The sequence below is a fragment of the Streptomyces sp. NPDC001902 genome (assembly GCF_042891295.1).
GTDB lineage: Bacteria > Actinomycetota > Actinomycetes > Streptomycetales > Streptomycetaceae > Actinacidiphila.
This window is the reverse complement of the sequence record NZ_JBIATA010000010.1, coordinates 15,518-35,762: the sequence shown is the minus strand read 5'-3', so window position 1 is coordinate 35,762 and position 20,245 is coordinate 15,518. Positions and strand designations below refer to the sequence as shown.

General features: G+C 67.6%; 18 protein-coding genes and 2 pseudogenes. 9 read left to right on the top strand and 11 right to left on the bottom strand.

Features of this window, described 5'->3' with window-relative positions:
- Positions 1-228 precede the first annotated feature (228 nt).
- From ACFYYN_RS18160 to ACFYYN_RS18140, 5 genes and pseudogenes are all read right to left on the bottom strand, one after another.
- Entirely contained in the window at positions 229-1,449 is a 1,221-nt protein-coding gene (locus ACFYYN_RS18160; protein ID WP_500546591.1) for an MFS transporter, read from the bottom strand.
- 338 nt (positions 1,450-1,787) lie between these two features.
- Positions 1,788-1,976, bottom strand: a pseudogene (locus ACFYYN_RS18155) (nuclear transport factor 2 family protein); the annotation flags it as partial.
- A 233-nt stretch (positions 1,977-2,209) separates the two neighbouring features.
- Positions 2,210-2,335 (bottom strand): annotated as a pseudogene (locus tag ACFYYN_RS18150) (TetR/AcrR family transcriptional regulator); the annotation flags it as partial.
- Between the two features lie 286 nt (positions 2,336-2,621).
- Positions 2,622-2,963: a GNAT family N-acetyltransferase gene (locus ACFYYN_RS18145; protein ID WP_500546590.1), complete on the bottom strand. Its 342-nt coding sequence runs from the start codon at positions 2,961-2,963 to the stop codon at positions 2,622-2,624.
- A gap of 94 nt (positions 2,964-3,057) precedes the next feature.
- On the bottom strand, positions 3,058-3,972 hold the full coding sequence (locus tag ACFYYN_RS18140; protein ID WP_500546589.1) for an NADP-dependent oxidoreductase: 915 nt from the start codon (positions 3,970-3,972) through the stop codon (positions 3,058-3,060).
- Between the two features lie 1,009 nt (positions 3,973-4,981).
- Between ACFYYN_RS18140 and ACFYYN_RS18135 the strand changes: the two genes are divergently transcribed.
- Positions 4,982-5,611 (top strand): TetR/AcrR family transcriptional regulator, encoded by a 630-nt coding sequence (locus ACFYYN_RS18135; protein ID WP_500546588.1) that lies wholly within the window; start codon positions 4,982-4,984, stop codon positions 5,609-5,611.
- A gap of 60 nt (positions 5,612-5,671) precedes the next feature.
- Here ACFYYN_RS18135 and ACFYYN_RS18130 read toward each other — a convergent pair whose 3' ends face one another.
- Positions 5,672-5,977 (bottom strand): GNAT family N-acetyltransferase, encoded by a 306-nt coding sequence (locus ACFYYN_RS18130; protein ID WP_500546587.1) that lies wholly within the window; start codon positions 5,975-5,977, stop codon positions 5,672-5,674.
- Positions 5,978-6,467: 490 nt separating this feature from the next.
- Between ACFYYN_RS18130 and ACFYYN_RS18125 the strand changes: the two genes are divergently transcribed.
- Positions 6,468-8,432 (top strand): SpoIIE family protein phosphatase, encoded by a 1,965-nt coding sequence (locus ACFYYN_RS18125; protein WP_500546586.1) that lies wholly within the window; start codon positions 6,468-6,470, stop codon positions 8,430-8,432.
- A gap of 309 nt (positions 8,433-8,741) precedes the next feature.
- Here ACFYYN_RS18125 and ACFYYN_RS18120 read toward each other — a convergent pair whose 3' ends face one another.
- Positions 8,742-9,410, bottom strand: a complete 669-nt coding sequence (locus ACFYYN_RS18120; protein ID WP_500546585.1) for a Type 1 glutamine amidotransferase-like domain-containing protein — start codon at positions 9,408-9,410, stop codon at positions 8,742-8,744.
- A gap of 89 nt (positions 9,411-9,499) precedes the next feature.
- Positions 9,500-9,913 carry a hypothetical protein gene (locus tag ACFYYN_RS18115; RefSeq protein ID WP_500330824.1) on the bottom strand — a complete coding sequence of 138 codons (414 nt, stop codon included), beginning with the start codon at positions 9,911-9,913 and terminating at the stop codon, positions 9,500-9,502.
- Positions 9,914-10,320: 407 nt separating this feature from the next.
- Between ACFYYN_RS18115 and sigJ the strand changes: the two genes are divergently transcribed.
- Complete coding sequence (gene sigJ / locus ACFYYN_RS18110; RefSeq protein WP_500546584.1) at positions 10,321-11,196, top strand: RNA polymerase sigma factor SigJ; 876 nt, start codon at positions 10,321-10,323, stop codon at positions 11,194-11,196.
- Positions 11,197-11,292: 96 nt separating this feature from the next.
- Here the strand turns inward: sigJ and ACFYYN_RS18105 are convergent, their stop codons facing one another.
- Positions 11,293-12,279: a nitrilase-related carbon-nitrogen hydrolase gene (locus tag ACFYYN_RS18105; protein ID WP_500546583.1), complete on the bottom strand. Its 987-nt coding sequence runs from the start codon at positions 12,277-12,279 to the stop codon at positions 11,293-11,295.
- Between the two features lie 341 nt (positions 12,280-12,620).
- A complete protein-coding gene (locus tag ACFYYN_RS18100; RefSeq protein WP_500546582.1) occupies positions 12,621-13,070 on the bottom strand; it encodes a MarR family winged helix-turn-helix transcriptional regulator in 450 nt (149 codons plus the stop codon).
- Between the two features lie 353 nt (positions 13,071-13,423).
- Here ACFYYN_RS18100 and ACFYYN_RS18095 point away from each other — a divergent pair, with 353 nt between their 5' ends.
- Positions 13,424-14,494, top strand: coding sequence for an alpha/beta fold hydrolase (locus ACFYYN_RS18095; protein WP_500546581.1), 1,071 nt, complete (start codon positions 13,424-13,426; stop codon positions 14,492-14,494).
- 147 nt (positions 14,495-14,641) lie between these two features.
- On the opposite strand, the gene ACFYYN_RS18090 is transcribed toward ACFYYN_RS18095, so the two are convergent.
- Positions 14,642-14,767 carry a hypothetical protein gene (locus ACFYYN_RS18090; protein WP_500546580.1) on the bottom strand — a complete coding sequence of 42 codons (126 nt, stop codon included), beginning with the start codon at positions 14,765-14,767 and terminating at the stop codon, positions 14,642-14,644.
- A gap of 662 nt (positions 14,768-15,429) precedes the next feature.
- Here ACFYYN_RS18090 and ACFYYN_RS18085 point away from each other — a divergent pair.
- The 5 genes from ACFYYN_RS18085 to ACFYYN_RS18065 all read left to right on the top strand — a co-directional run bounded on the left by ACFYYN_RS18085 (position 15,430) and on the right by ACFYYN_RS18065 (position 19,858).
- Positions 15,430-15,648: a PLD nuclease N-terminal domain-containing protein gene (locus ACFYYN_RS18085; protein ID WP_500546579.1), complete on the top strand. Its 219-nt coding sequence runs from the start codon at positions 15,430-15,432 to the stop codon at positions 15,646-15,648.
- Between the two features lie 608 nt (positions 15,649-16,256).
- The gene (locus tag ACFYYN_RS18080) at positions 16,257-16,781 is read left to right on the top strand and encodes a cupin domain-containing protein (RefSeq protein WP_500546578.1); all 525 of its coding nucleotides are present in this window, start codon (positions 16,257-16,259) and stop codon (positions 16,779-16,781) included.
- Positions 16,782-16,931: 150 nt separating this feature from the next.
- The gene (locus tag ACFYYN_RS18075; protein ID WP_500546577.1) at positions 16,932-17,774 is read left to right on the top strand and encodes an alpha/beta fold hydrolase; all 843 of its coding nucleotides are present in this window, start codon (positions 16,932-16,934) and stop codon (positions 17,772-17,774) included.
- A 388-nt stretch (positions 17,775-18,162) separates the two neighbouring features.
- Positions 18,163-19,269 (top strand): metal-dependent hydrolase family protein, encoded by a 1,107-nt coding sequence (locus tag ACFYYN_RS18070; protein WP_500546576.1) that lies wholly within the window; start codon positions 18,163-18,165, stop codon positions 19,267-19,269.
- Entirely contained in the window at positions 19,208-19,858 is a 651-nt protein-coding gene (locus tag ACFYYN_RS18065) for a hypothetical protein (protein ID WP_500546575.1), read from the top strand. The genes ACFYYN_RS18070 and ACFYYN_RS18065 overlap by 62 nt, the downstream gene beginning before the upstream one ends.
- Positions 19,859-20,245: the final 387 nt, after the last annotated feature.

The following is a 20,245-nucleotide window of genomic DNA, read 5'->3' as shown; positions in this document are numbered from 1 at the left end:
CCGGTACGTCGACCCTGGCGGGCCGTGATCGCGTCGGGACCACGAACCGGTACAGGCTTCGCTCGATGGGGGCATGGCACCCAACGCGTAGGCGCGCTACCGCCCGTAGGGGTGGGAACCGCATTTCCGGTGGCAGGTTCCCGGTTGCCCTCGCAGTCACGCGGCGAGCCCGCCTGATTGCCTGCTCATGACCGGGAGACGCCGGGATGGCGGCGAGGTTCGTCGTGATCACCCACCACGACGGCTGATCCCGGTCAAATCGGTGTGCGGGTCGCGTGCAGCGAGGACGCTGAAGAAGGTGGCGACGATGGCGAGTACGGCGTATCCGAGGGCGATCTGAGGTAGTGAGAAGGCGTTCGAGAGCTGGCCGGAGATGAGGCTGGGGAAGGCGGCTCCGCTGTAGCAGAGGAGGTAGATGGCGCTGAAGATCGGTGCCCGGTCGGCGAGGGTGCTGCCGTGCAGCAGGCCGCGGGTGGCGGAGCTGATGGCGATGCCTTGACCGGTGCCGGCGATGATGGTTGCGGCGATGAACAACGCCAGTGTGCCTACGGCGATCGCTGTGATGATGCCGATCCATCCGGCCAGGAAGATGAGCATGCCGATTCGCTGGGCCGCCGCGGAGGTGAACCGGCCGCCGATGGGAGCGCCGAGAACGCTGGGGGCCATGTAAAAGGCGAACAACAGGCCGAGGATGAGCGGGCTGTGGGTGTGGAACTGATCTGCGACCAGTGCGGGCACGAAGGCCTGGTAGAAGGCCCCGGTCGCCCAGGTCGCGAGGAACACCGCGGCGGCGACAGGCAGCAGATGCCTGACTCGGACCGGTATGCGGACCCGGGGTAGCAGTGATTGCCAAGCGCCCGGCGTCGGCTTCGCGGTTTCCGGACTGATGACGATGAGTGCGGCAGACAGTACGAGGAATCCGGCGCAGACCAGGTAGATGAGGTGGCGTGGCCAGGGACCGAACTGGACCAGGGCGCCGGAGGCGATGGCGCCGAGGGTGAGGCCGAGCATGGGTCCCTGGCTGGAGGCGACGGAGGCCAACCACTCCGGTCTGGTGGGTGCGGCGTCGACGATGTAGGAGGTGAGGCTGCTACTGGCCACCCCTGTACCCACACCCATCAGGAGCCGACCGGACAGCAGGGTCACGATGTCGTGCACGTTCAGCAGGAGCAGACAGCCCAGCAGGAGCAGGCCGAGACTGGCGATCGCGGTGGGCCGTCGGCCCAGATGACCGGACAGTCGTCCCAGCACCAACAGTCCGGCGATGGTGCCGACGGAGTTGCTGACGACGGCCAGTGAGATGCCGGCGTTGGTGAACCCGTCCTCGGCCCGGTAGGTGTTGAACAAGGGGATCGGTGCGGCCGACGCGGCAAACGAGGCCACCAGGGAGACCACTGCAGAGGAGAAAGCCAGGTGGAGCGATCTGCCCCGGCGGGTCAGGTTGATCACTGGTGCCACGTCCTGCATCGAGCAGTGCCTTTCCATGAGTCGGAGAGTCGGGTCCCGACCCGACCGAAGTCCTCGGGCGCTATTCGTCTGCCTGCGGCCGGGTGTGCGGGAGAGGATGACGGGGTCGTGGACTGTTCGCACGCGGACAGCGTCGGCGTGGCCGACTGCGTTGGCGGCCACACCGGCGCCGATTCCACTGGTGTTGTTCGCAACCTGTGCCGACGTGCGTGAGCGCTGGAGTGAGGTCGCGTCGTCTCGGCCCATTGCCGTCTCGTGACGTGCCTGTGCGCATGGTCCCCACCTGGAGCGCGACCAGCAGCCTCGACCGGGTGGTCGGGTCAGGTGCCCGGGGCGATCGCACAGGCCGAGACGCAGACCCAGCCACCCTCACGCTTCTGGTACGTGTCCGTGTACAGGGCTTCCTGGGTCGCTCCGTCGGCGAGCATGGTGTAGGTGGCGCGGCCGTGGACCAGGGCAACGTCACTGAGGATGCGGACCTTGACGTCGTGCACAGCGAGATCCTTGAAGGGCCGCGGCTCGGCGTCTCAGCGAGCAGGTGTCGGGCCGCGGGATCGTGAGGCGCGCGGGATCCGACGAGTGCACCCAGAGCGCACCCGTAGGCTCCGTCCTGGAGAGAGTTGAGGCGGATGATCGATTCGTTCCAGTGTTCCAGGGCCTGGAAGGAGCTCATCCGTGCCAAGTGCTGTCGGTCGCGATCGAGGATCTGCTGGGCACGCAACTCGATCACGCTGCGTACAAGCTCGTCCTTGTCCGGAAAATGACGGTAGAACTGGGACTTGCTGGTCCCGCTCACCGCTCGCACGTCATCCAGGGTCACCGAGTGGACACCCTTGACGTAAAAGAGGTCTGCAGCGGCCTGGATCATGCGAACACGCGCTATGGCTCCGCTGGTGATCGCCATTCTCTGCCCCTTCTGAGAGATGTGGAATCGATGGCGACGCGTGAGGGCGCAGTCCGGGGCGTACCGCTGGCGCTGGCCATCGAAGCCATTCGGCACCCGGTCCCATCTCCTGCCTTGTCGGCCATGGGTGACTTCCTCACCGACACCGGCTTGCCGGCGGCCTTCCCTCGGCCCACCGCTCGCCGGCGTCACCGCCTGCTCGGCAGCCACGCTTGCGCCGCCGCATCTCGTTCCGCCGCGGGCGGGCACCTCAGTTGCGGGCATCGTCGACGGCCTGCGACCCGGGATCGAGGATCTCGCGGAACTGCGGGTGCTTCTCGATGAAGCGATCCACGACGGGGCACCGGTTGGTGACTGCCGCGTGTTCCCTCACCAGGTCGGACAGCGCCTCGTGGATCAACGCGGTCCCCAGGCCGCGGCCGCGGTAACCCTCCTGGACGTACGTGTGCGTCAGGCTGTACTGACCGCCCTTGCGCTCGTAGGCGAGCAGCCCTGCATAGTTGCCGTTCTCTCGAACCTCGTAGAACCTGTTGTCTTCGTCCTTGAGGACTCGGATCGAGCCGCTCACGTCAGTCCACAGCACCTTGGCCATCGCTGTTCCTGTATCTGTGCTGGCTCCGCCTGGATGACGGGGCCTGTCGATCACCTAATGGACTAGATCGTCCTCTTGGAGGGTTGATGAGCCTTCAGCGGACGCGGATGATGGTCCTTCCACTGACCCGCTCGGTCGGATTGAAGGCCGCGACGGCGTCATCGAGGGTCGCGACGTTGCCGATGACCGTACGCAGCCGTCCGTCCCGCACCCGCTGGACCACCTCACGCAGCTGGAGGCGATCAGACTCGACAACGAAGTCGATGGCCAGGCCGTCCGCAGGTCGAGCCTCCGGCGGGCCGGCGATGGTCACCAGCGTTCCTCCGGCCCGAACCAGGCTCGCGGATCGCTTCCCTACGTCGCCACCGATGACGTCGAAGACCAGATCAACTGCGCCGACGTCTTCCAGCGTGTCGTTGTCCAGGTCGACGAACTCCGTCGCGCCGAAGTCGAGCACCGTCTGACGATCGGCGGCACGTCCGGTGCCGATGACGTAAGCACCCGCCTCGCGCGCTAGTTGCGTGACCATCGATCCGACTCCGCCGGCCGCACCGTGCACGAGGACGCTCTGCCCCGGCTGAAGACGCCCATGCTCGAACAGGCCCTGCCACGCCGTCAGGCCCGAGATCGGCAGGCTCGCGCCCACCGTGAAGTCAACATCGCCGGGCAGCGGCGCGAGGTTACGTGCTTCGACGGCCGCATACTCCGCCAGCGTGCCGTCGCGGGTCCAGTCCGTGAGGCCGAAGACTCGCTGTCCCACGGACAGCCCCGTCGTGCCATGGCCGAGGGCACTGACCACTCCGGCGAGCTCATGACCGGGGATCGATGGTGTGCGGTCGCGGCCCAGGCGGTCCGTCCAGTTCGAAGGCCATGTCAGCTCCCCTGGGGTGAATCCGGACGCATGAACCTCAACAAGCACATCGTTCCCTGCCGTCTCGGGCGTGGGGCGCTCCGCCAGCCTCATTCCGGCCGTCCCCGCGGCCTGATCGGTCGCCACAATCGCCTTCATCGGGTACTCCCTGCATCCCGTCGCCGTCCGCGCGCCACGCACGCCCATCCACAAAGGAAAGTGAACTAAAAGGTCCACAACATTGGTCCGAGCTGAACTCTAACAGCATGCTCAAGTCGATGACTGGTCGAGATGGTCCCGTTTCAAGGAGACCGGGTCAGCCCCTGACGCCTGCAACCCGGGTCTCCGGGACGATGGCGACGAAGGGCAGCCCTGGGGGCCGACCGCCGCCCATACGGACGGTGCCGCTGGCAGCCAGCGGATCGCCTCTACGCGTCACCGGTCTCCGCGGCCGGCCCCAGCGCCGTGCATGGGTGCTGCGCGCATCAGTGATGCTCCTCTTGCAGGTGGTGCCTGCGGGAGTGATCGTGCGCATCGGCTGGCCTCCGAGCGGAGAATGCCGGCGACGGGCTTGCGGCGGCCTTCACGCACCCATCACCAGTGATCACACAGTGCTAGCGTCGACCACGGAACAGAGTCGTTCACTGTTCTGGACGCGCGCTCGTTGGTGCGGAGCAATAGCCGCCGGTTGGACTGCGCGGCCCCTCGACCACTGCAACCAGAGTTGTCACTCCGCCCGGAACGCCACCGATAATCACCGGTTATCAGCTCCATAAGACGTGGAGCCCACCGTCCTCTTCCCTTATGACGCAAGCGAGAGGACCATGTAGTCCATGTAGTGACGTGCCTGCGAATGTCGCCATCGTCGGGGTTCTCACCGCGCTCACGGGAACCTGATGCGTGCCGGCGCGGGCTGCTGCCCAGAAGTCATGACGAGGGGAAGTGAGGCCCACATTCGAGCGTTCCCACGGTTCGCATCCAGTGAGCGGCAGAGGTGGTCCATGTGACAGGCAAGTCACGAAAGTCACGCGCACCTGCGAAGGCCGCACCTCATGCGCTCGACGCCCCGGTGGGCACGCAGCAGCCGACCGGTACCCCCCAGCGTGGGTCGGCAGCACTCTCAGACTCTTCCGCGGACCCGGTGATCGCTCGTAGTAATATCGGGCACATGTCCGTAGATGATGCTCCTAGGCAAGAGCGGCGCCTGACCTCGCGTGGGGCTGTCACCCGTGACCGCATCATTCAGGCCGCTGCCGACCTTTTCTACGTGAGGGGCGTCAACGCGGTCTCACTCGATGACGTACGAGCGACGAGCGGGACGAGCAAATCTCAGCTGTATCGCCACTTCGCGGACAAAGACCAGCTTGTCCACAGCGTCATCGAACTGCGGGCCGGTCAAGTCCTGAACCGTGATCGACAAATGCTGGAGCGGATGAATTCCATTCGCGCGCTGGAGCGATGGAGCGACAAGGTCATCCATCTCAACTCTTTGCAGAACGGTGCGTACGGGTGCGCGTTGGGCTCGCTCGTCAGCGCGCGGGCGGCGCAGGACCCGACGTCGAGGAGCAAGCTTGCCGAGACGTTCGCTGACTGGCAGCAGCTCATCTCGGCAGGCTTGAAGCGCATGCAGGAAAACGGCTCGCTCCGCCAAGAAGCAGACCCGGAGCAGCTCGCCACCGCTGTCATGGCCGCTTTGCAGGGTGGCTATTTGCTGGCCCAGACCGCCCAGGACGTCGAGCCGATGCGCGTCTCCATGCAGATGGCGTTGAGCTACGTCCGCTCCTACCTCGTGGACTGAGCCGGATCCTCGGCTCGATGCTTTGCCACGCAGGCGGGCAGTTGACGGCCGGCCGGCTGGTCAGCCCGATGAAGGCCAGACCCAGGTGCCCGAATGTTTCGCGTCGACCAGGCTGACGTATTCGGGATTCTTGCGTATGAACCCGTCGACGACTGGGCAATAATTTGAAATGGTGTTTCCGTGGATGCGCAAGAAGTCCAGGGTGCTCTTGATGAGAACGTTGGAGAGACCTTGCCCGCGGAATGCGTGATAGATGACAGTGTGCATCAACACGCGTCGATTGCCGATCGATCGATAGCCCATGTGACCGACCGTCTCACCCGCTACGGAGATCTCGTAGCGATACTCCTTCTCGTTGTCGCTCACCACCACAGACGATTCCGCGTCTAAAAAAAGAACGTCAGACATCTCAGCCCTCCAGCCCATCATGAAAGCCCCATAGTGGGAAAGTTGCCAGAAGTCGATCGACGGCTGCCGTGAGGAGGTTCAGACTCTGGACGAGTTGCTGTAGAGACCGCCCACCCTGACTGTCGCGCAGCGCGATTCAGCCTAAGCGAAGTGGACGAAACGGTCCAGTCTGAGTATGAGTCGGCATTCCCGTCGGCGCACGCTGCGACCCACGAAGGACGGCTGCACCCCGAGGAGGGGTCACCCCTCCGGATCCTGCACGGAGCGGCACCGGATGCCCCATCGATGGCACGCAGAGGCCGCTCTACCGAGCCGCCGGCCACTGTCGGCTGGGCTACCGATCGGCTTCGCGCCCGGCTCCCAGCGGACGCGACCTGCCCTGCCGCGACAGATAGGATTATTACGCCTATCGGGGTGATATCACTCGATGATGGTCAGGGAGCGGCAGATGGACGCCTCGGACGAACTCCTGCAGAGGGCCACACCGTCGGCTCTTTTGGCCCTGGACGGTGTCATCCGCCGCCTCAACACCGCAATGGCCTCAGCGCTCGGCAGGCCAGAGGAACAGTGCGTGGGTCGCGGCTTCAGTGACCTGCTGTCCGAAGATCAACGGATCTCGGCCAGGAGCCTGCTGGCGCACGGGGCGACGACGAAGCGGCTCGCAATGCGGGTGCTGGAATTCCCTGGGACGGGCGAAGCGTCTGTGGTCTGCCTGGTCGAGGCGCGGCCGGTGACGGACCCCGCAGATGACAAGCGGCTTGTGTGGGTGCACTCGTTGGACGCGCGACATGACCTGGGCGCCCTGCTGATCCCGTTTGACCTTGCAGCCAAGGCCGCCGGCCTTGGCCTATACATGTGTTCACCCGATGAGCACCAGATCGAGTGGCTGGGTGGCGAGCCCGCCCTGGCAACGCTCTTCCCGCAGGCGTCCATGTCCCTGCCCATGGTGATCCGGCGAGTGCACCCCGATGACCGAAAGGACGTGCAGCGGCTCGTGCGCTCGTCCGTCGCCCAGTCCCCGTGGATCAGGTCGCGGTTCCATACCGAGCATGACGGCTGGCGCATGCTGGCCAGCCAAGCCCGCCGGATCACGCTGGGATACGGCGGTCCCGAACGGGTCTTCGGGGTGATCCGCGACGAGTCCACCGTGGAGACGCACCAAAAAGACATGCTGGCTGCGGTGAGTGCCGAGCGGCGGCGCGCCGATGAGATCGCCGCGTTCTCGTCCGCCCTGTTCACTGCCGCCACCGAGCAGGAGTTGCAGCAGGTGGTCCTGACTCGGCTCGCCGCGGCCTACGGCGGTTTCGGCGCCCTCTTCGCGCTCGTCGACGACGGGCGCCTGCGCATCTCCTCGGATGCCGGGATCCCCACATGGCAGACCGATGCCCTGCTCGGTCTGTCGCTGGATGAGGACCGGCCGTTGCCCTGTGCGATCCGTACCGGTCAGCCGCGATTCATCGCCAGCCGGGAGGAGCTCGCGCGGTGTTGGCTGAGTGATTCAAGTACGGCCCAGGCACCGCCTGGCCCCGATGTCGCCATGTCGATCACCCCCCTCAGCCCACCGGGCGACCGACCACTCGGGGCCTGGGCAGTGACGTACGACAGCAAGCGCCCTCCTTCCCTGGAGAAGCTCGCCTTCATGACCACTCTGGCCGATCTGGCAGGCCAGGCCCTGAGGCGCATCAGGTTGCAGCAGGCCCACGTCGAGCTGTCCACGGCGGTCCAGCAGAGCATGCTCCCCACGCTGCCCGAGCACCTCCCGGGCCTGGAGGTCGCCGTCCGCTATCAGCCCAGCCGGGACGGGCTCGATATCGGCGGAGACTGGTACGACGCGTTCTTCTTGCCCGACGGTGCGGTCGCACTCGAGATCGGCGACGCCCAGGGGCACGACGTCGATGCCGCGGTTTTCATGGGACAGGTGCGCTCGTCCATGCGTGCGATCGCCGCCCACGAGCCCGAGCCAGGAACGGTGCTGACACGCACCAACGAGCTGCTCACCACGATGGACGCACCACGCTTCGCCAGCTGCACCATGCTGCACGTCGATCCGCGTGACGGTCAGGTCATCGGCACCAGCGCAGGCCATGTTCCGCTGCTCCACGCACGCGACGACGGCAGCCACTGCATCCGCACACTTCCCGGAGGACCCGTCCTGGGAGTCCTGCCCGATGTCAACTACCCCGAGGAGACCTTCACCTTGGAAGAAGGCGCCGCGCTGGTCATGGTCACCGACGGCCTGGTCGAAGGGCCGGGACTGACGCTGGAAGCCGGACTGGAGCGAGCGGGAACGCTGGCCGGCCGCGCTCTGCACGACCGGCTCGACATCGAGGCGACGGCAGATCTCATCCTCAACGCCGTGGTCGCCGTAGACCACCTCGACGACGTGGCCGTGCTGGTCATCCGGCGCACCTAGGAGGTGCCAGCTCGGGAAGGATCGCGGCGGTTGGGCCCAGGTGACCTACCGGCGCTAGGCCCTGCGCCAGGAGCAGGGGGCCGGGCGCCCTGCCCTCGCTCTTCGTGAACGCGGTGCAACCGACTGCGATGCCCGGTTTCTGGCGGCGCCGATGTCGTCGCCGTCAGCCGCTCCTGGGCGTGGCAGTGCGGCCCGGTTTGCGTCCCATTTCCAGTGCCAACAGGACTCCCGAGTCCCGCATCGGCTCCGCAGCAGTGCGGCCCGTGGGCGCCGCACTGCCCTGCCCGGGACTCTCCACCAGGAACTGAGTCACGGATGGAACCGCCACCGGCCTTCGGAGACGACATCCACCTTGCCGTCCCTGACGCGAACGGCTGTCTCGTCGTCGATGAAGTAGATCGGAAAGTCCGCCCGCGCAACGATGCGATCAGCCCAGGCGTCATCCCGCTCGGGAAAATCCGGCGAGTACAGGTGGGGCTTGAGATACCAGTCGAAGAGGCCGAACGGCGGCTCCACGTTCGTCGCGCCGAGTACCTGGAGGTCCGCAGTGTCCCCGATGACGTCGGCGGAGTGCCCGGTGAGATGACGACTGAAGATCATTGATCCGGCGCTGACCCCCACATAGACCCGGCTCTCCAGCGCCTCCAGGAAGCCGTCGGCCAGGCCGTTGCCGGTGATGCTGCGCGCAAGGTGGTAGTGGCTGCCGCCCTCGACATAGATGACGTCGGCATGGAGCAGCCGGTCGAGCACCATCTGCCGGGGCAGGCCGTTCAGCTCCAGGACGTTGAACTCCCGCCAGCCGAGGCCGTGCAGCCGGTTCACGTCCTTGACAACCCACCCGTGGTCCCCGGGCTCGGCGACCGAAGCCGTGGGAACGAACACGACGTTCGACGATCCGAACGGCTTTCCCAGCATGTCCCGCAGCGCATCTCGCAGCGTCTCGTTGCGCAGGCCACTTGCCGTCAAGAGAAAGTCCATCCGGTGAGCCAAGCACGACTGGCGGGCGCGCGCAACGAACATCGGATCCACCCCCTCGGCCGACGGGGCCGGACGGCCCAACCATCGTCTCAGGACTCGTCGGCGAGGAAGTGTTCGGCGAGGGGGGTGCCGGCGAACTTCTTGTTCATCTCGCGGGAGAAGAGCAGCAGTGTGTTGCGCGGCCGATGGAGCACCGCGAGTTCCTGGGCCTGGCCGTCGGCGTTGCAGGTGACCGTGACGACGACCTTCATGGGCTCGCCGAGGACCGCGGCGTCGTAGATCTCGAGGAAGCCGTTGTCACCGAAGTCTCCGGTGAAGCTGAAGTCCTGGAACTCGTACAGTTCGCGGGCCTTGACCACGATGGCGCGAACCGCTTCCGCGCCACGCGCGGTGCCGTTCATGGCGGCGCCTTCCAGGGTGACGTCGTCGGCAAGGTTGTCCAGCCACCACGGGTAGTAGCTGAGTCCCTGGCGGTCGGTGTCACTGCTTTCCGCGTTCGCCATGTCGTGCCTCCTTCGAAGATCCGGCCGCGGCGGGCTTGCGTATCGATCGGTTGCCGGGGGCTCCGGCGAGAGATAGGAGCAATGCTTCTATCTGGCCGAGGGCAACCCTGCCGATCCGGCACGCGCGGGGTGAGGCCCGTCAGGGACCTCGACACTGAGAGTATATGCTCCTATTGCTGAGGCCCGGCGAAACCGCTGGCCACATGTCTCTGGACGTTCCGGCACCGGCGCAAGCGCACGCTGCCGCCGAGGCGACATGTGCGCCGAACCCTGGAGCGCGTCCGACAGGTCTGCACGACATGGGCCTCTCCCAACATGTACTCCCCGTGCAGGGAGGTGCCCACCTGAACACCGGGGCGAAGGAGGCCACGTCGATGGACGCGAGGCATGCACCCAGGCCACCTGGGATGCTCGAGGACGAGTGGGAAACCCTCCGGCCCGCCGTCTTCGGAGCGGCGTACCGCTTGCTCGGTAGCGTCGCCGATGCCGAGGACGTGGCCCAGGACGTATGGCTGCGGGCAGCCACAGCCGACCTACGCGACGTCCGTGACCTGCGGGCCTGGCTGGTCACGGTGGCAGCGCGACGGTCGTATGACATCCTCAAGTCCGCCCGCGCCCGTAGGGAAACCTATGTCGGGCCGTGGTTGCCGGCGCCCCTGCTGACAGGGCCGGACGCCTCCGAGCCGGTGTTGGTCGACGAATCCGTCGGATCCGCGATGCTCGTGGTGATGGAAGAGCTGAAGCCGCCCGAGCGTGTGGCCTTCATCCTCCATGATGTGTTCGGTCTCGAGTTCAGCCGCATCGCCGACGTGCTCGGCATCTCCGTGGCGGCCGCCCGACAACTCGCCTCACGAGCACGGCGGAAGGTGGCCGGGGCCAGGCAGCGCACCGTGGACGCCTCCCGGGCGGAGCGCGAGCGCCTCATCGCCGCCTTCCGCAGCGCCTACGAAGCGGGGGACATGGCCGGCCTGGTGCGTCTGCTGCACCCCGATGCCGTATATGTCACCGACGGTGGCGGCAGGGTCGTCGCGGCGCGCAAGCTCATCCGGGGCGGCGCGCGCATCGCCATGGTGATGATGCGGGCGGGGCGCCTGTTGCGCACGGACAGTATTGAGGCCATCGAGGTCGGAGGCGAGCCAGCGCTCCTCCTCCGCAGGGACGGGCGAGCCGTCTCCGTGGACACGGTGGAGATCAAGGACGGCCTGATCACCGCCTACCGCAGGGTCCTCAACCCGGACAAGCTTGCGCATGTGCCCTCCGAGGACACACGGTGCTCCGCTTGACCAGCGTTCTCCGCGAGGCCGGCCGGTCCGGACGCGCCGTGGCACCGGAAAGGAGGCGTGCCCACCAGCGGCGACGCCTCCTGACGCGGGGTGGCCTCAGACTTCGGAGTGCAGGCCGTCGTTGGGTATGTGGACGCGCTGGACCGGCGTGTGGGTGCTGCGGTCGAGCAGCGGTGCGGTGGGTGTGCGGTCGATCTGCAGGCTGAGGAATTCGGGGCGGCTGTAGTGGCCCCGGGCGTCCATCAGGCGCTTGCGCCGGTCGATCATCGTGAGGTCCAGGTCGGCGATCACCTCTCCCTCACCCGAGGTGAGCGGCTCGCCGATGATGCCGCCGTCGGGGTCGACGATGGCGGTGAAGAACCCTTGGGAGAACACCCCGGCCGGGGCACCGGTGTCCGCCGCGAGTTGCGCCCGCTGGTCGGCGTCGAGCCAGGCGGTGGCGTTGACGACGAAAGCGGCTGCCTCCAGCGCGTGCTGACGGATGGCCACCTCCATCTGCGGCGCGAACAGGGGGCCCCCGAACGCGCCGGGGAACATGGCGGCGTGGATCTGCTCACCGTCGGCGATCAGGGCGTAGCGGGCGAGGGGCTGGTAGTGCTCCCAGCAGGCGAGCTGGCCGACGCGGCCGACGGCGCTGTCCACGGCACGCAGCCCGGAGCCGTCGCCCTGCCCCCAGACCATGCGCTCGTGGTACGTCGGCGTGATCTTGCGGCGGCGCTGGAGCAGCGTGCCGTCTGCGTCGAAGAGCAGCTGCGTGTTGTACAGGGAGTCGCCATCACGTTCGTTGACGCCGATCGAGACGACCACGCCGGCTTCGCGGGCCGCCGCGCCGATCGCATCCGTGTCGGCGGACGGCACGGTCACCGCCTCCTCCATCAGCCGCAGGTGCTCCTTGGCCATGGTGTAGGGCGGCTGGACGAAGGAGAAGTAGGGGTAGTACGGGACAACGGTCTCCGGGAAGACCGCGAACCTGACTCCTTTCCGTCCCAGCTCACGGATCTTCTCCACCACCTTCCCGACCGTGCCCGCACGGCTGTAGAGCACGGGGCTGATCTGGACGGCAGCTGCCTTCACAAGGGTCATGACGTGGTTCCTTCTCGCGATGCGGGGTCAGCGATCTCTCGGCGGTTGCGGTGACCGGAGGCGGGGCTCAGCCGGCACTGGAACCGGCCTCTTCAAGGCGCCTGGAGTCGGGGAAGGCGCTGAGCTGCGCGCTGACCACTTCTGCAGGCGGCCGCGCCGGGTCACCATCTCACAAATAAGAGCATATGCTCCTATTTACGGAAGGGCAAGGCGCCAACACACCCTTGCCGGCCTTCGCCCACCGCGGCGGGTCCAAGGTCCTCAGCGCGGAAAGACCTCGCCTGGGGGCGACGGCCCCATGGACAGCCGCGCGACCGCCCAGCACGGCGCAGTCGCAGTGTTCACTCAGCCCAGGGATCGAAGCCGGTGTCGAGGACGGCATCGAGGAAGGCGCGCATCCGGGCCGCGTTCTCGGCACCGAACTTCTTCTCGAATTCCGCCTGCACCCCCTCCCACCGCGGGAGTGCCGCCTTCATCCGGGCCAGGCCGGCGGGCGTGACGGCGACGATGCGTGCCCGGCGGTCGGTCGCCGACGGCTCGACGGTGACGAGCCCCTCGCGAGCGAGGGGCTTGAGGCTGGAGGCCATGGTCGTGCGGTCCATGGCGATCACGTCGGCGAGGGCGGTGATCGTCATCTCTTCGTGGACGCTGAGCTGCTGCAGGATGCTGAATTGCGTCGCCCGAAGGCCGAGCGGGGCCAGCGCCTTGTCGTACGTCGCGCCGAGGTACCGTGACGCCTTCCGCAGCGCCAGGTTGTTGCACAGGTCCGCCTTCGACGTAGCACTTGTCATTGCGTCCTCCACAGGCTTCCCGTGCACTATACGAGCATCTACTCTTAATTGGGAAGGTCCACCACCCGTGCCGGTGCGGGGCCAGGCCCCTCCTCCGGAATGACCCAGAGCACACCGCATCACCCTTCCGAATATAGGAGCATATGCTCTTATATGTTCCTTGTGTGCAGGCGTGCCGCATGCAGGGACGCAAGGCGGCTCGTACCGGCGCAATGTCACGCCATCGGGCACTGCCGGCACCCCCACCCCGTCGCCGGGCGCCTTGCCCCGCCGACGTCGTCTGATCACCACCGCAGAAGGAACCGAGTGTGAACCCCTCTCCCATCGAACCGCCCGGCCCAGTTGGTCCCGGCATGTCGTCATCGCGCCCGGACCAGCCGCCCCGCCAGGTCTCCCGGCGCGCTTTCGTCGGCGGCGCGGCAGCCGTCACTGCCGGTCTCGCGCTCACCGGTGTCTCCGCTCTGCCCGCCACGGCCGCTCCGCGGCAGACCCCGAAGGGCTTCGGATCCGTGTCCGGTGTTCCCGGGCTCCCGGCAGGGTTCCGTCGGACGTTCACCAGCCGGCTCATCCAGGCCGGTGGCATACGTCAGCACGCCGTCGTCGGCGGCGACGGGCCGCCCCTGCTCCTGATACACGGCTGGCCGCAGAACTGGTACGCCTGGCGCCTGGTCATGCCGGTGCTGGCGCGGAACCACACGGTCATCGCCGTGGACCAGCGCGGCATCGGGCTGACCGACAAGCCCCGCGACGGCTACGACACCGCCACCCTCGCGAACGATCTGGCCGCGCTGATGGACACCCTCGGCCACGAACGCTTCGCGGTGGTCGGCCATGACACGGGCATGCCGATCGGCTACGCGCTCGCAGCGGACCACCCTCACCGTGTCGACCGTCTCGCCGTCGCGGAAGCCGTCATTCCCGGTGTGACGCCCTCACCGCCTCTGCTCGGTCCCGCCCAGGCCAACAACATGCTCTGGCACTTCCCCTTCAACCGGCTCGACGACGTCAACGAGCTCCTGGTGGCAGGCCGGGAGGACGTCTACTTCGGCTGGCAGCTCGACACCAAGGCCGCGCGAAAGCTGCCCGACTACGCCATCCGGTACTACATCGAGTCCCTCACCTCGCACCGTCACGCGCTGGGCGGCAGCTTCGGCTGGTACCGCGACCTCGACACCACCTTCGCGCAGAACGCCGACCGCGTGAAGCGACGCCTGACCATCCCCGTCCTCGCCATCGGTGGAGCGCAAAGCGTCGGAGAGGGAGTGACGACCACCATGAAGCTCGCGGCAGACGACGTGCAGTCCCTGGTCATCCCGGGCAGCGGCCACTGGGTTGCCGAGGAGGCCCCGCAGGAACTGCTGGCGGCACTCACCGCTTTCCTGGCCCCCTACCGCGCCACCGCCGCGGCGAGGAACAGCCGGTAGGCGCCGCAAGGGCGACCTGGACCGTCTGTCGCGTGGTCGATGTCCTGCGGGGCCGCATGCGCTTCTGACGGGGTGCGGGTGCCGGGGCTCACATACCCCGGCACCCGCCGCGACGTCACGAGGTACCGGTCAGCGTTGCAGTCCCTGTCACCGTGCGCCGCTGTGCAGGTAGGCCCGGTCGACCGTCTGCCGGACGGAGTCGCCGGCCGCGTCCTTCGCGGTCACGCGCAGCGTCACGTACGCGTCGCCGTGCACCTTGGCCGGCCGCTGCACGGTGGCGGTGAAGCCGCTGCCCTCCCGTCGTCGTAGGAGGTCTCGACCAACAGCCGCACGCCGCGCGGCGCCGCCATTCCGTCCCGCATCCGGACGTTCAGTCCCAGGTCGTGCGTGCGCTGCGAGCCGACCGCGTTGCGGGCGTCGACCGGCACGGCGTAGTCGACCTGGAGCAGCGGACATGGCCACGGGACGGCGCGGAGGCGACACGATCCAGCCGGTCGACGTCTGCGACGGCGGGCCGGCGGACGACTCCCCGGCACCCCGGCCCGAAGGGCCGCATCGCCGGCCACGTTCGCTTCGGCGCCCACGAGTTGGACAGGGCGTGGGGCCCCAGGGACGCTCCGTCTCCTGCCGGGCGCCGCGCTTGGCCGATGGCGCGCAAGCGCTCCTTCGTCAGCAACTCCCGCCGCACCCGTCACATTGGCGGTGGCTGTCTCGTCCACCTGAGGAAGTGGCAGCGGAGCGAGCCTGCGGATCGCGCCGCCCGGCCAACTCCTGACCGTATTCGCTCAGGGGCAACGAAGTTGCCTGGCTGCGCACCGAGCCACCCGTAACGATCACAGGAAGGGCGGAATCATCGTGACCACAGCTACCGGGCATGACAGGGGATCTGCCGGACTGCCTGCGGTAATCACTGCTGCGGCACCGGAGATAACCCCGTGACGGCAGTGCTGGAATACGCGATATACGCGATAATCGCGGTGTTGTACATCTATGCTCTGGTTGACTGCATAAGGACCCCCGAAGCCCGCATTCGCATACTGCCCAAGGCGGGCTGGCTCGTCATCATGGTCCTGACCCCGCTCCTGGGCGCCATAGCCTGGCGGAACCTGGGCAAGCGGTCCCTTCCTGTCGAAGGCCGGCCGTCCACGGACTGAGCTCGGTGGCTCGCCGCTCCCTGTCGGGTCGCAGCGCCGATCACACCCTTCGCTGATGACTGCGACCAGCACGGTTGCTTCGCGGCGGACGGCGGGCTGTCGCGCCTGCGCGGCCCACGCCGCGTCCGCGGAGACGTGACGAAGGTGCCGGGCAGCGCTCCGAGCCATCCGCCTCACAATCACCATGAACCGAAAGGCCGCGAATGGAACTCCGTAAGGTGATTGTTAGGGTCGGTTGGGGCGTTGCCGGGCTCCTGTGCGACTTTGCGATCAGTCACGGGGTCATACCTGCTTCATGGGACGGAACTCGGTGCGAGATTGCTCGTGACGCGTGACCCCATCACGGCCGCCCGCGACCGTTGCGGGAATGCCTTGATCCCGGGGACTCCGGACACGGGGTTTCCCTCCACGATCCAGATGTGATCACTCCGTGCATCCCCCCGCGGAACACGGGCTGTTGGCGGATCGAAGGCGCACTCCCCTCCGCCGAAGCGCCTGACGCTCCGCCTTCCCGGCCGGCGGCATGCCCGGTTTCGCGATGCGTCACAGGCCCGCACGGACGGCTGTGACGCCTTCCATGTCAATCCCAGCCAGACTTCGAGGAACCGATGACCTTTTCCTTGGCCGATCTCGACTCGCACGACCCGCACTGGAACAAGCGCGGCGCGTTCCATGTGCCGTCAGGCAAGGGCCCGACGGTGTGGGCCGCGGGTGACGTCTACACGATCAAGGCCACGGGTGCGCAGACCAACGGCGGGATGGGCTTCATCGAGGCCACGGTTCCGGCCGGCGGCGGACCCGTTCCTCACGCGCACCCCGAGCAGGAGGAGACGTTCTACATCCTCGACGGGGAGTTGGAGTTCCTCGACGGGGACCATCTCTTCACCGCGGTCGCGGGCGACTTCATTCACATCCCCCGGGGGGTCCGTCACCGCTTCAAGAACAAGGGCAGCCACGCCGCAAGGATGATTTTCATCTTCACGCCTCCGGGCCTGGAACAGATTTTCGTCGATCACGCCCTCCCCGCCCGGCCCGGTGAGGGGCCTCCGTCGGTCATCGACGACGACCAGCTCGCCCGGTTCGACATCATGGCCGGGCTGGCGAAGTCGATCATCCTTCCGGAACCCTCCTGACTCCACACCACCGCACGGCCCGACCGCGTTGCGGCAAACGAGGGCCAGGTGCTCGTCATGCAGGGGGCATCCGCCGGCAAGGCCGGCGTTCACCTGGTCATGGCCCGACCTCCGGGCAAGTGACCGCCATCGCACACAGGAGAACCAAGCATGCTCGAAGGATTCGAACACGGCTACGCCGACGTGAACGGCACCCGGCTGCACTACGTCACCGGAGGCGAGGGCGAGCCGCTCGTCCTCATGGACGGCTGGCCGCGCACCGTGCACGCTCTGCGCGAACTCCTCCCCCTACTGGCGCAGCGCTTCCGCGTCATCGCCGTGGACTACCGCGGGCAAGGCGCGTCGGACAAGCCCGCAGGCGGCTACGACAAGAAGAACATGGCGCAGGACGTCCACGAACTGATCCGCGGCCTGGGCCACGAGCAGGTCAACATCGCCGGCGGGGACATCGGGGCGATGGTCGCCTACAGCTTCGCCGCGAACCACCCCCAGGCCACGAAGAAGCTCGCCATCTGGGAGGGCGGACCCTTCTCCCAGATATTCCTCGACGTCATCAGTCCCTTCCCCACCCCGGAACAGCCGAACGCCTGGTGGTATCCGCTGAGCCAGGTCGACGGCCTGCCCGTCAAGCTGCTGGCGGGACGGTTCCGGCACATCATCGACTGGTCGACCGAGCACCTGGCGCTCCACCCGGAGCGGATCAGCGAGGAAAGCCGTGCCGTGTACGCCGCGGCTTACGACGCGCCCGAAGCGGTGGCCGCGGCCTTCGGCGTGTACCGGACGTTCCACCAGGACCTGGCCGACAACAACTCCTACCCGCCGCTGACGATGCCGGTCCTGGGACTGGGTGGCCAGTACGTCGCCGTGGTGCAGGCGATGATGGAGGGCAAGGCCACCGACATCCGCTACGCCACCATTGCCGACAGCGGCCACTACATCGCCGAGGAGCAGCCTGCGGCGCTCGCCGCCGAGCTGGAGAAGTTCTTCGGCTGACGCCCTCCCGCGCTCACGGCGCATTGCCACACCAGTGGGGGCAACGTCGTCTTCTTGACGGGGCGCAGACCTTGCGAGGGCATCGGGCACGGTGGCACCAGCCTCACAGGCAGCAGTCCTCGCCGACCGTGCGTCCCGGGCGGCGAAGCATCGCCTGGTCAAGGAGCGGCCCCCGCACTGCCGAATAGGGGCCGTCGGCGGGGCTTCCGTGCGAACCCCTTCGTCGACCTGGCAGGAGTCGAATCCCGCATGTGCCGAGGCGCCGAGCGACCCACGCCTTCCGATCGGAGAAATACTGTTGAATTCCTTTGCCCTGCATGCCGGTTCGATGTTCGACGGGTACACCCTGTCGGGTCCGGCCACTGTGCATGTTTCGGGGGACCGTATCGTGCGCGTCGACCGAACCGGCGCGCTGCCCGCCGACGGCAGCGAGGTCATCGACTTCGGCGTCTCGGCCTGTCTGCTGCCCGGCCTGATCGACACTCACGTCCATCTCGCCTTCGACGCCGGACCGGACCCGGTGACGTCCCTGGTCTCCGCCTCCGACAGTGACCTGCTCGCACACATGCGGGCGGCCGCCCAGTCCGCCCTACTGGCCGGCATCACCACGATGCGCGACCTCGGCGACCGCGGCTACCTCTCGCTGACTCTCGTGGAGGAAATGACCGAACACCCGGAGCAGGGTCCGGAGATCCTGGCCGCCGGCCCCCCGCTGACCACGCCCGGCGGCCACTGCCACTTCCTCGGCGGTGAGGTCGAGGGCGCCGAAGCGCTCCGTGCCGCCGTCCGCGAGCGTCACACCCGCGGCTGTTCCGTCGTCAAGATCATGGCCAGCGGCGGCCACATGACACCCGGTTCGGTACCGCCGCACGCATCCCAGTACAGCCTGGACGACCTGCGTGCCGTCGTGGACGAAGCACACCGCCTCGGGCTGCCGGTGGCTGCCCACGCCCACGGCATCCAGGCCATCAGTGACGCCGTTGAAGCGGGCGTCGACAGCCTGGAACACGTCTCCTTCCTCAGCGCCGACGGCGTCGCCACCGACCCTGACCTCATCGACACCATCGCGAGGAAGGGCACCTTCGTCAGCCTGACGCTGGGCTTGGCCCCGGGACAAGCCGTGCAGCCGCCCAAGGCCATGACCGCACATGCCATGTCCGCACATGTCAACAGCGTCTTGGACACGTACCGCAACCTGCACAAGCACGGCACGCATGTCGTCATCGGATCGGACGCCGGCATCGGGCCCTGGAAGCCCCACAACGTCCTCCCCCACGGCGTGGCCGACCTCGCCCGGCTGGGCGTCGCGCCGCTGGACGCGCTCAGGTCCATGACCAGCTTGGCGGCCCGCCTGTGCCGCGTCGAGGGCCGCAAGGGCCGCATCTCCGCCGGTGCCGACGCGGACCTTCTCGTCGTGGGCGGCGACCTTGCGCATGATCCCGCAGCCGTCCTCGACGTACAGGCGGTCTTCCGCGCCGGTGCCCGCGTGCGGTGAGCTGACGGTCTTCCGCCGGACCAACCTCTCCAACATCCGGCCGACGCCGCTCGCCGAACGGACAGCAAGCACCGTTCGCCTGCGAGCGGCAACCGGCCACCACCACCCACCAGCCAAGACGACGCGGCACCTTGGCCAACGTTCAAGGACGGGCTGCCGCGCAACCGCGGCGGAAGAGGCCTTCCGGGTCCCCCGTGGCAACGTCGATTCGACAAGCCGAGGTCGTATCCGGTCATGCGACGGCACCGGCACCGGCTGCTCCTCCGCGCTGCTGTGTCACCGCCTGGGAGACGACCTGGTCACCTCCGTCGAAATGGACCCAGCGGTTGCGGGCGCGGCCGCAACCACGCCGGCCGCCCTCGGCCACGCCCCCGGCCTGATCACCGGCGACGGCCTGGCCGGACACAAGGACGGCGCCCCGTACGACCGGGTCATCGCCACCTGCGGCGTCCTCACCATCCCAGAGCGGTGGCTCCCAGACCCGCCCAGGGCGGCCAGATCCCGGCCGCCCTGGGCGGGTGGATGCACTCCTCGGAACTGGCCCGCCTCACCGTCCACGACGACGGCAGTGCGACCGGACGGCTCCTGAACGGGCAGGTTTCCTGCATGCTCGCCCGCACCTGGGCATGCTCCCCGACACCGACGGCGGCACCGTCATCGACGCCAGCATCCTGGACGACTGGGCTGCCCGGTTCGTCGCCGAGACCACAGCACCCGGGGCACAACGGCTCGACCTCGGCACCCAAGGCCAGCTGCTCGTGGACAGCGCAGCCGGGAGCCGGGCCCTGCTCCAGCCCGGTCCGCACGCCTGGCGGGTCCGCCAAGGCGAACGCATTTGGGACCCCGTCGAACACCGCGTCCTACGGTGGCGCCACGACGGATCCCCCGCCCTGAACCGGTTCCGCACGACGCTCATGCGCGCCGAAAGCCATAGCCGCACTGGAGCTGAGCTGCCCCTGACGGCGAGGCGGCACCG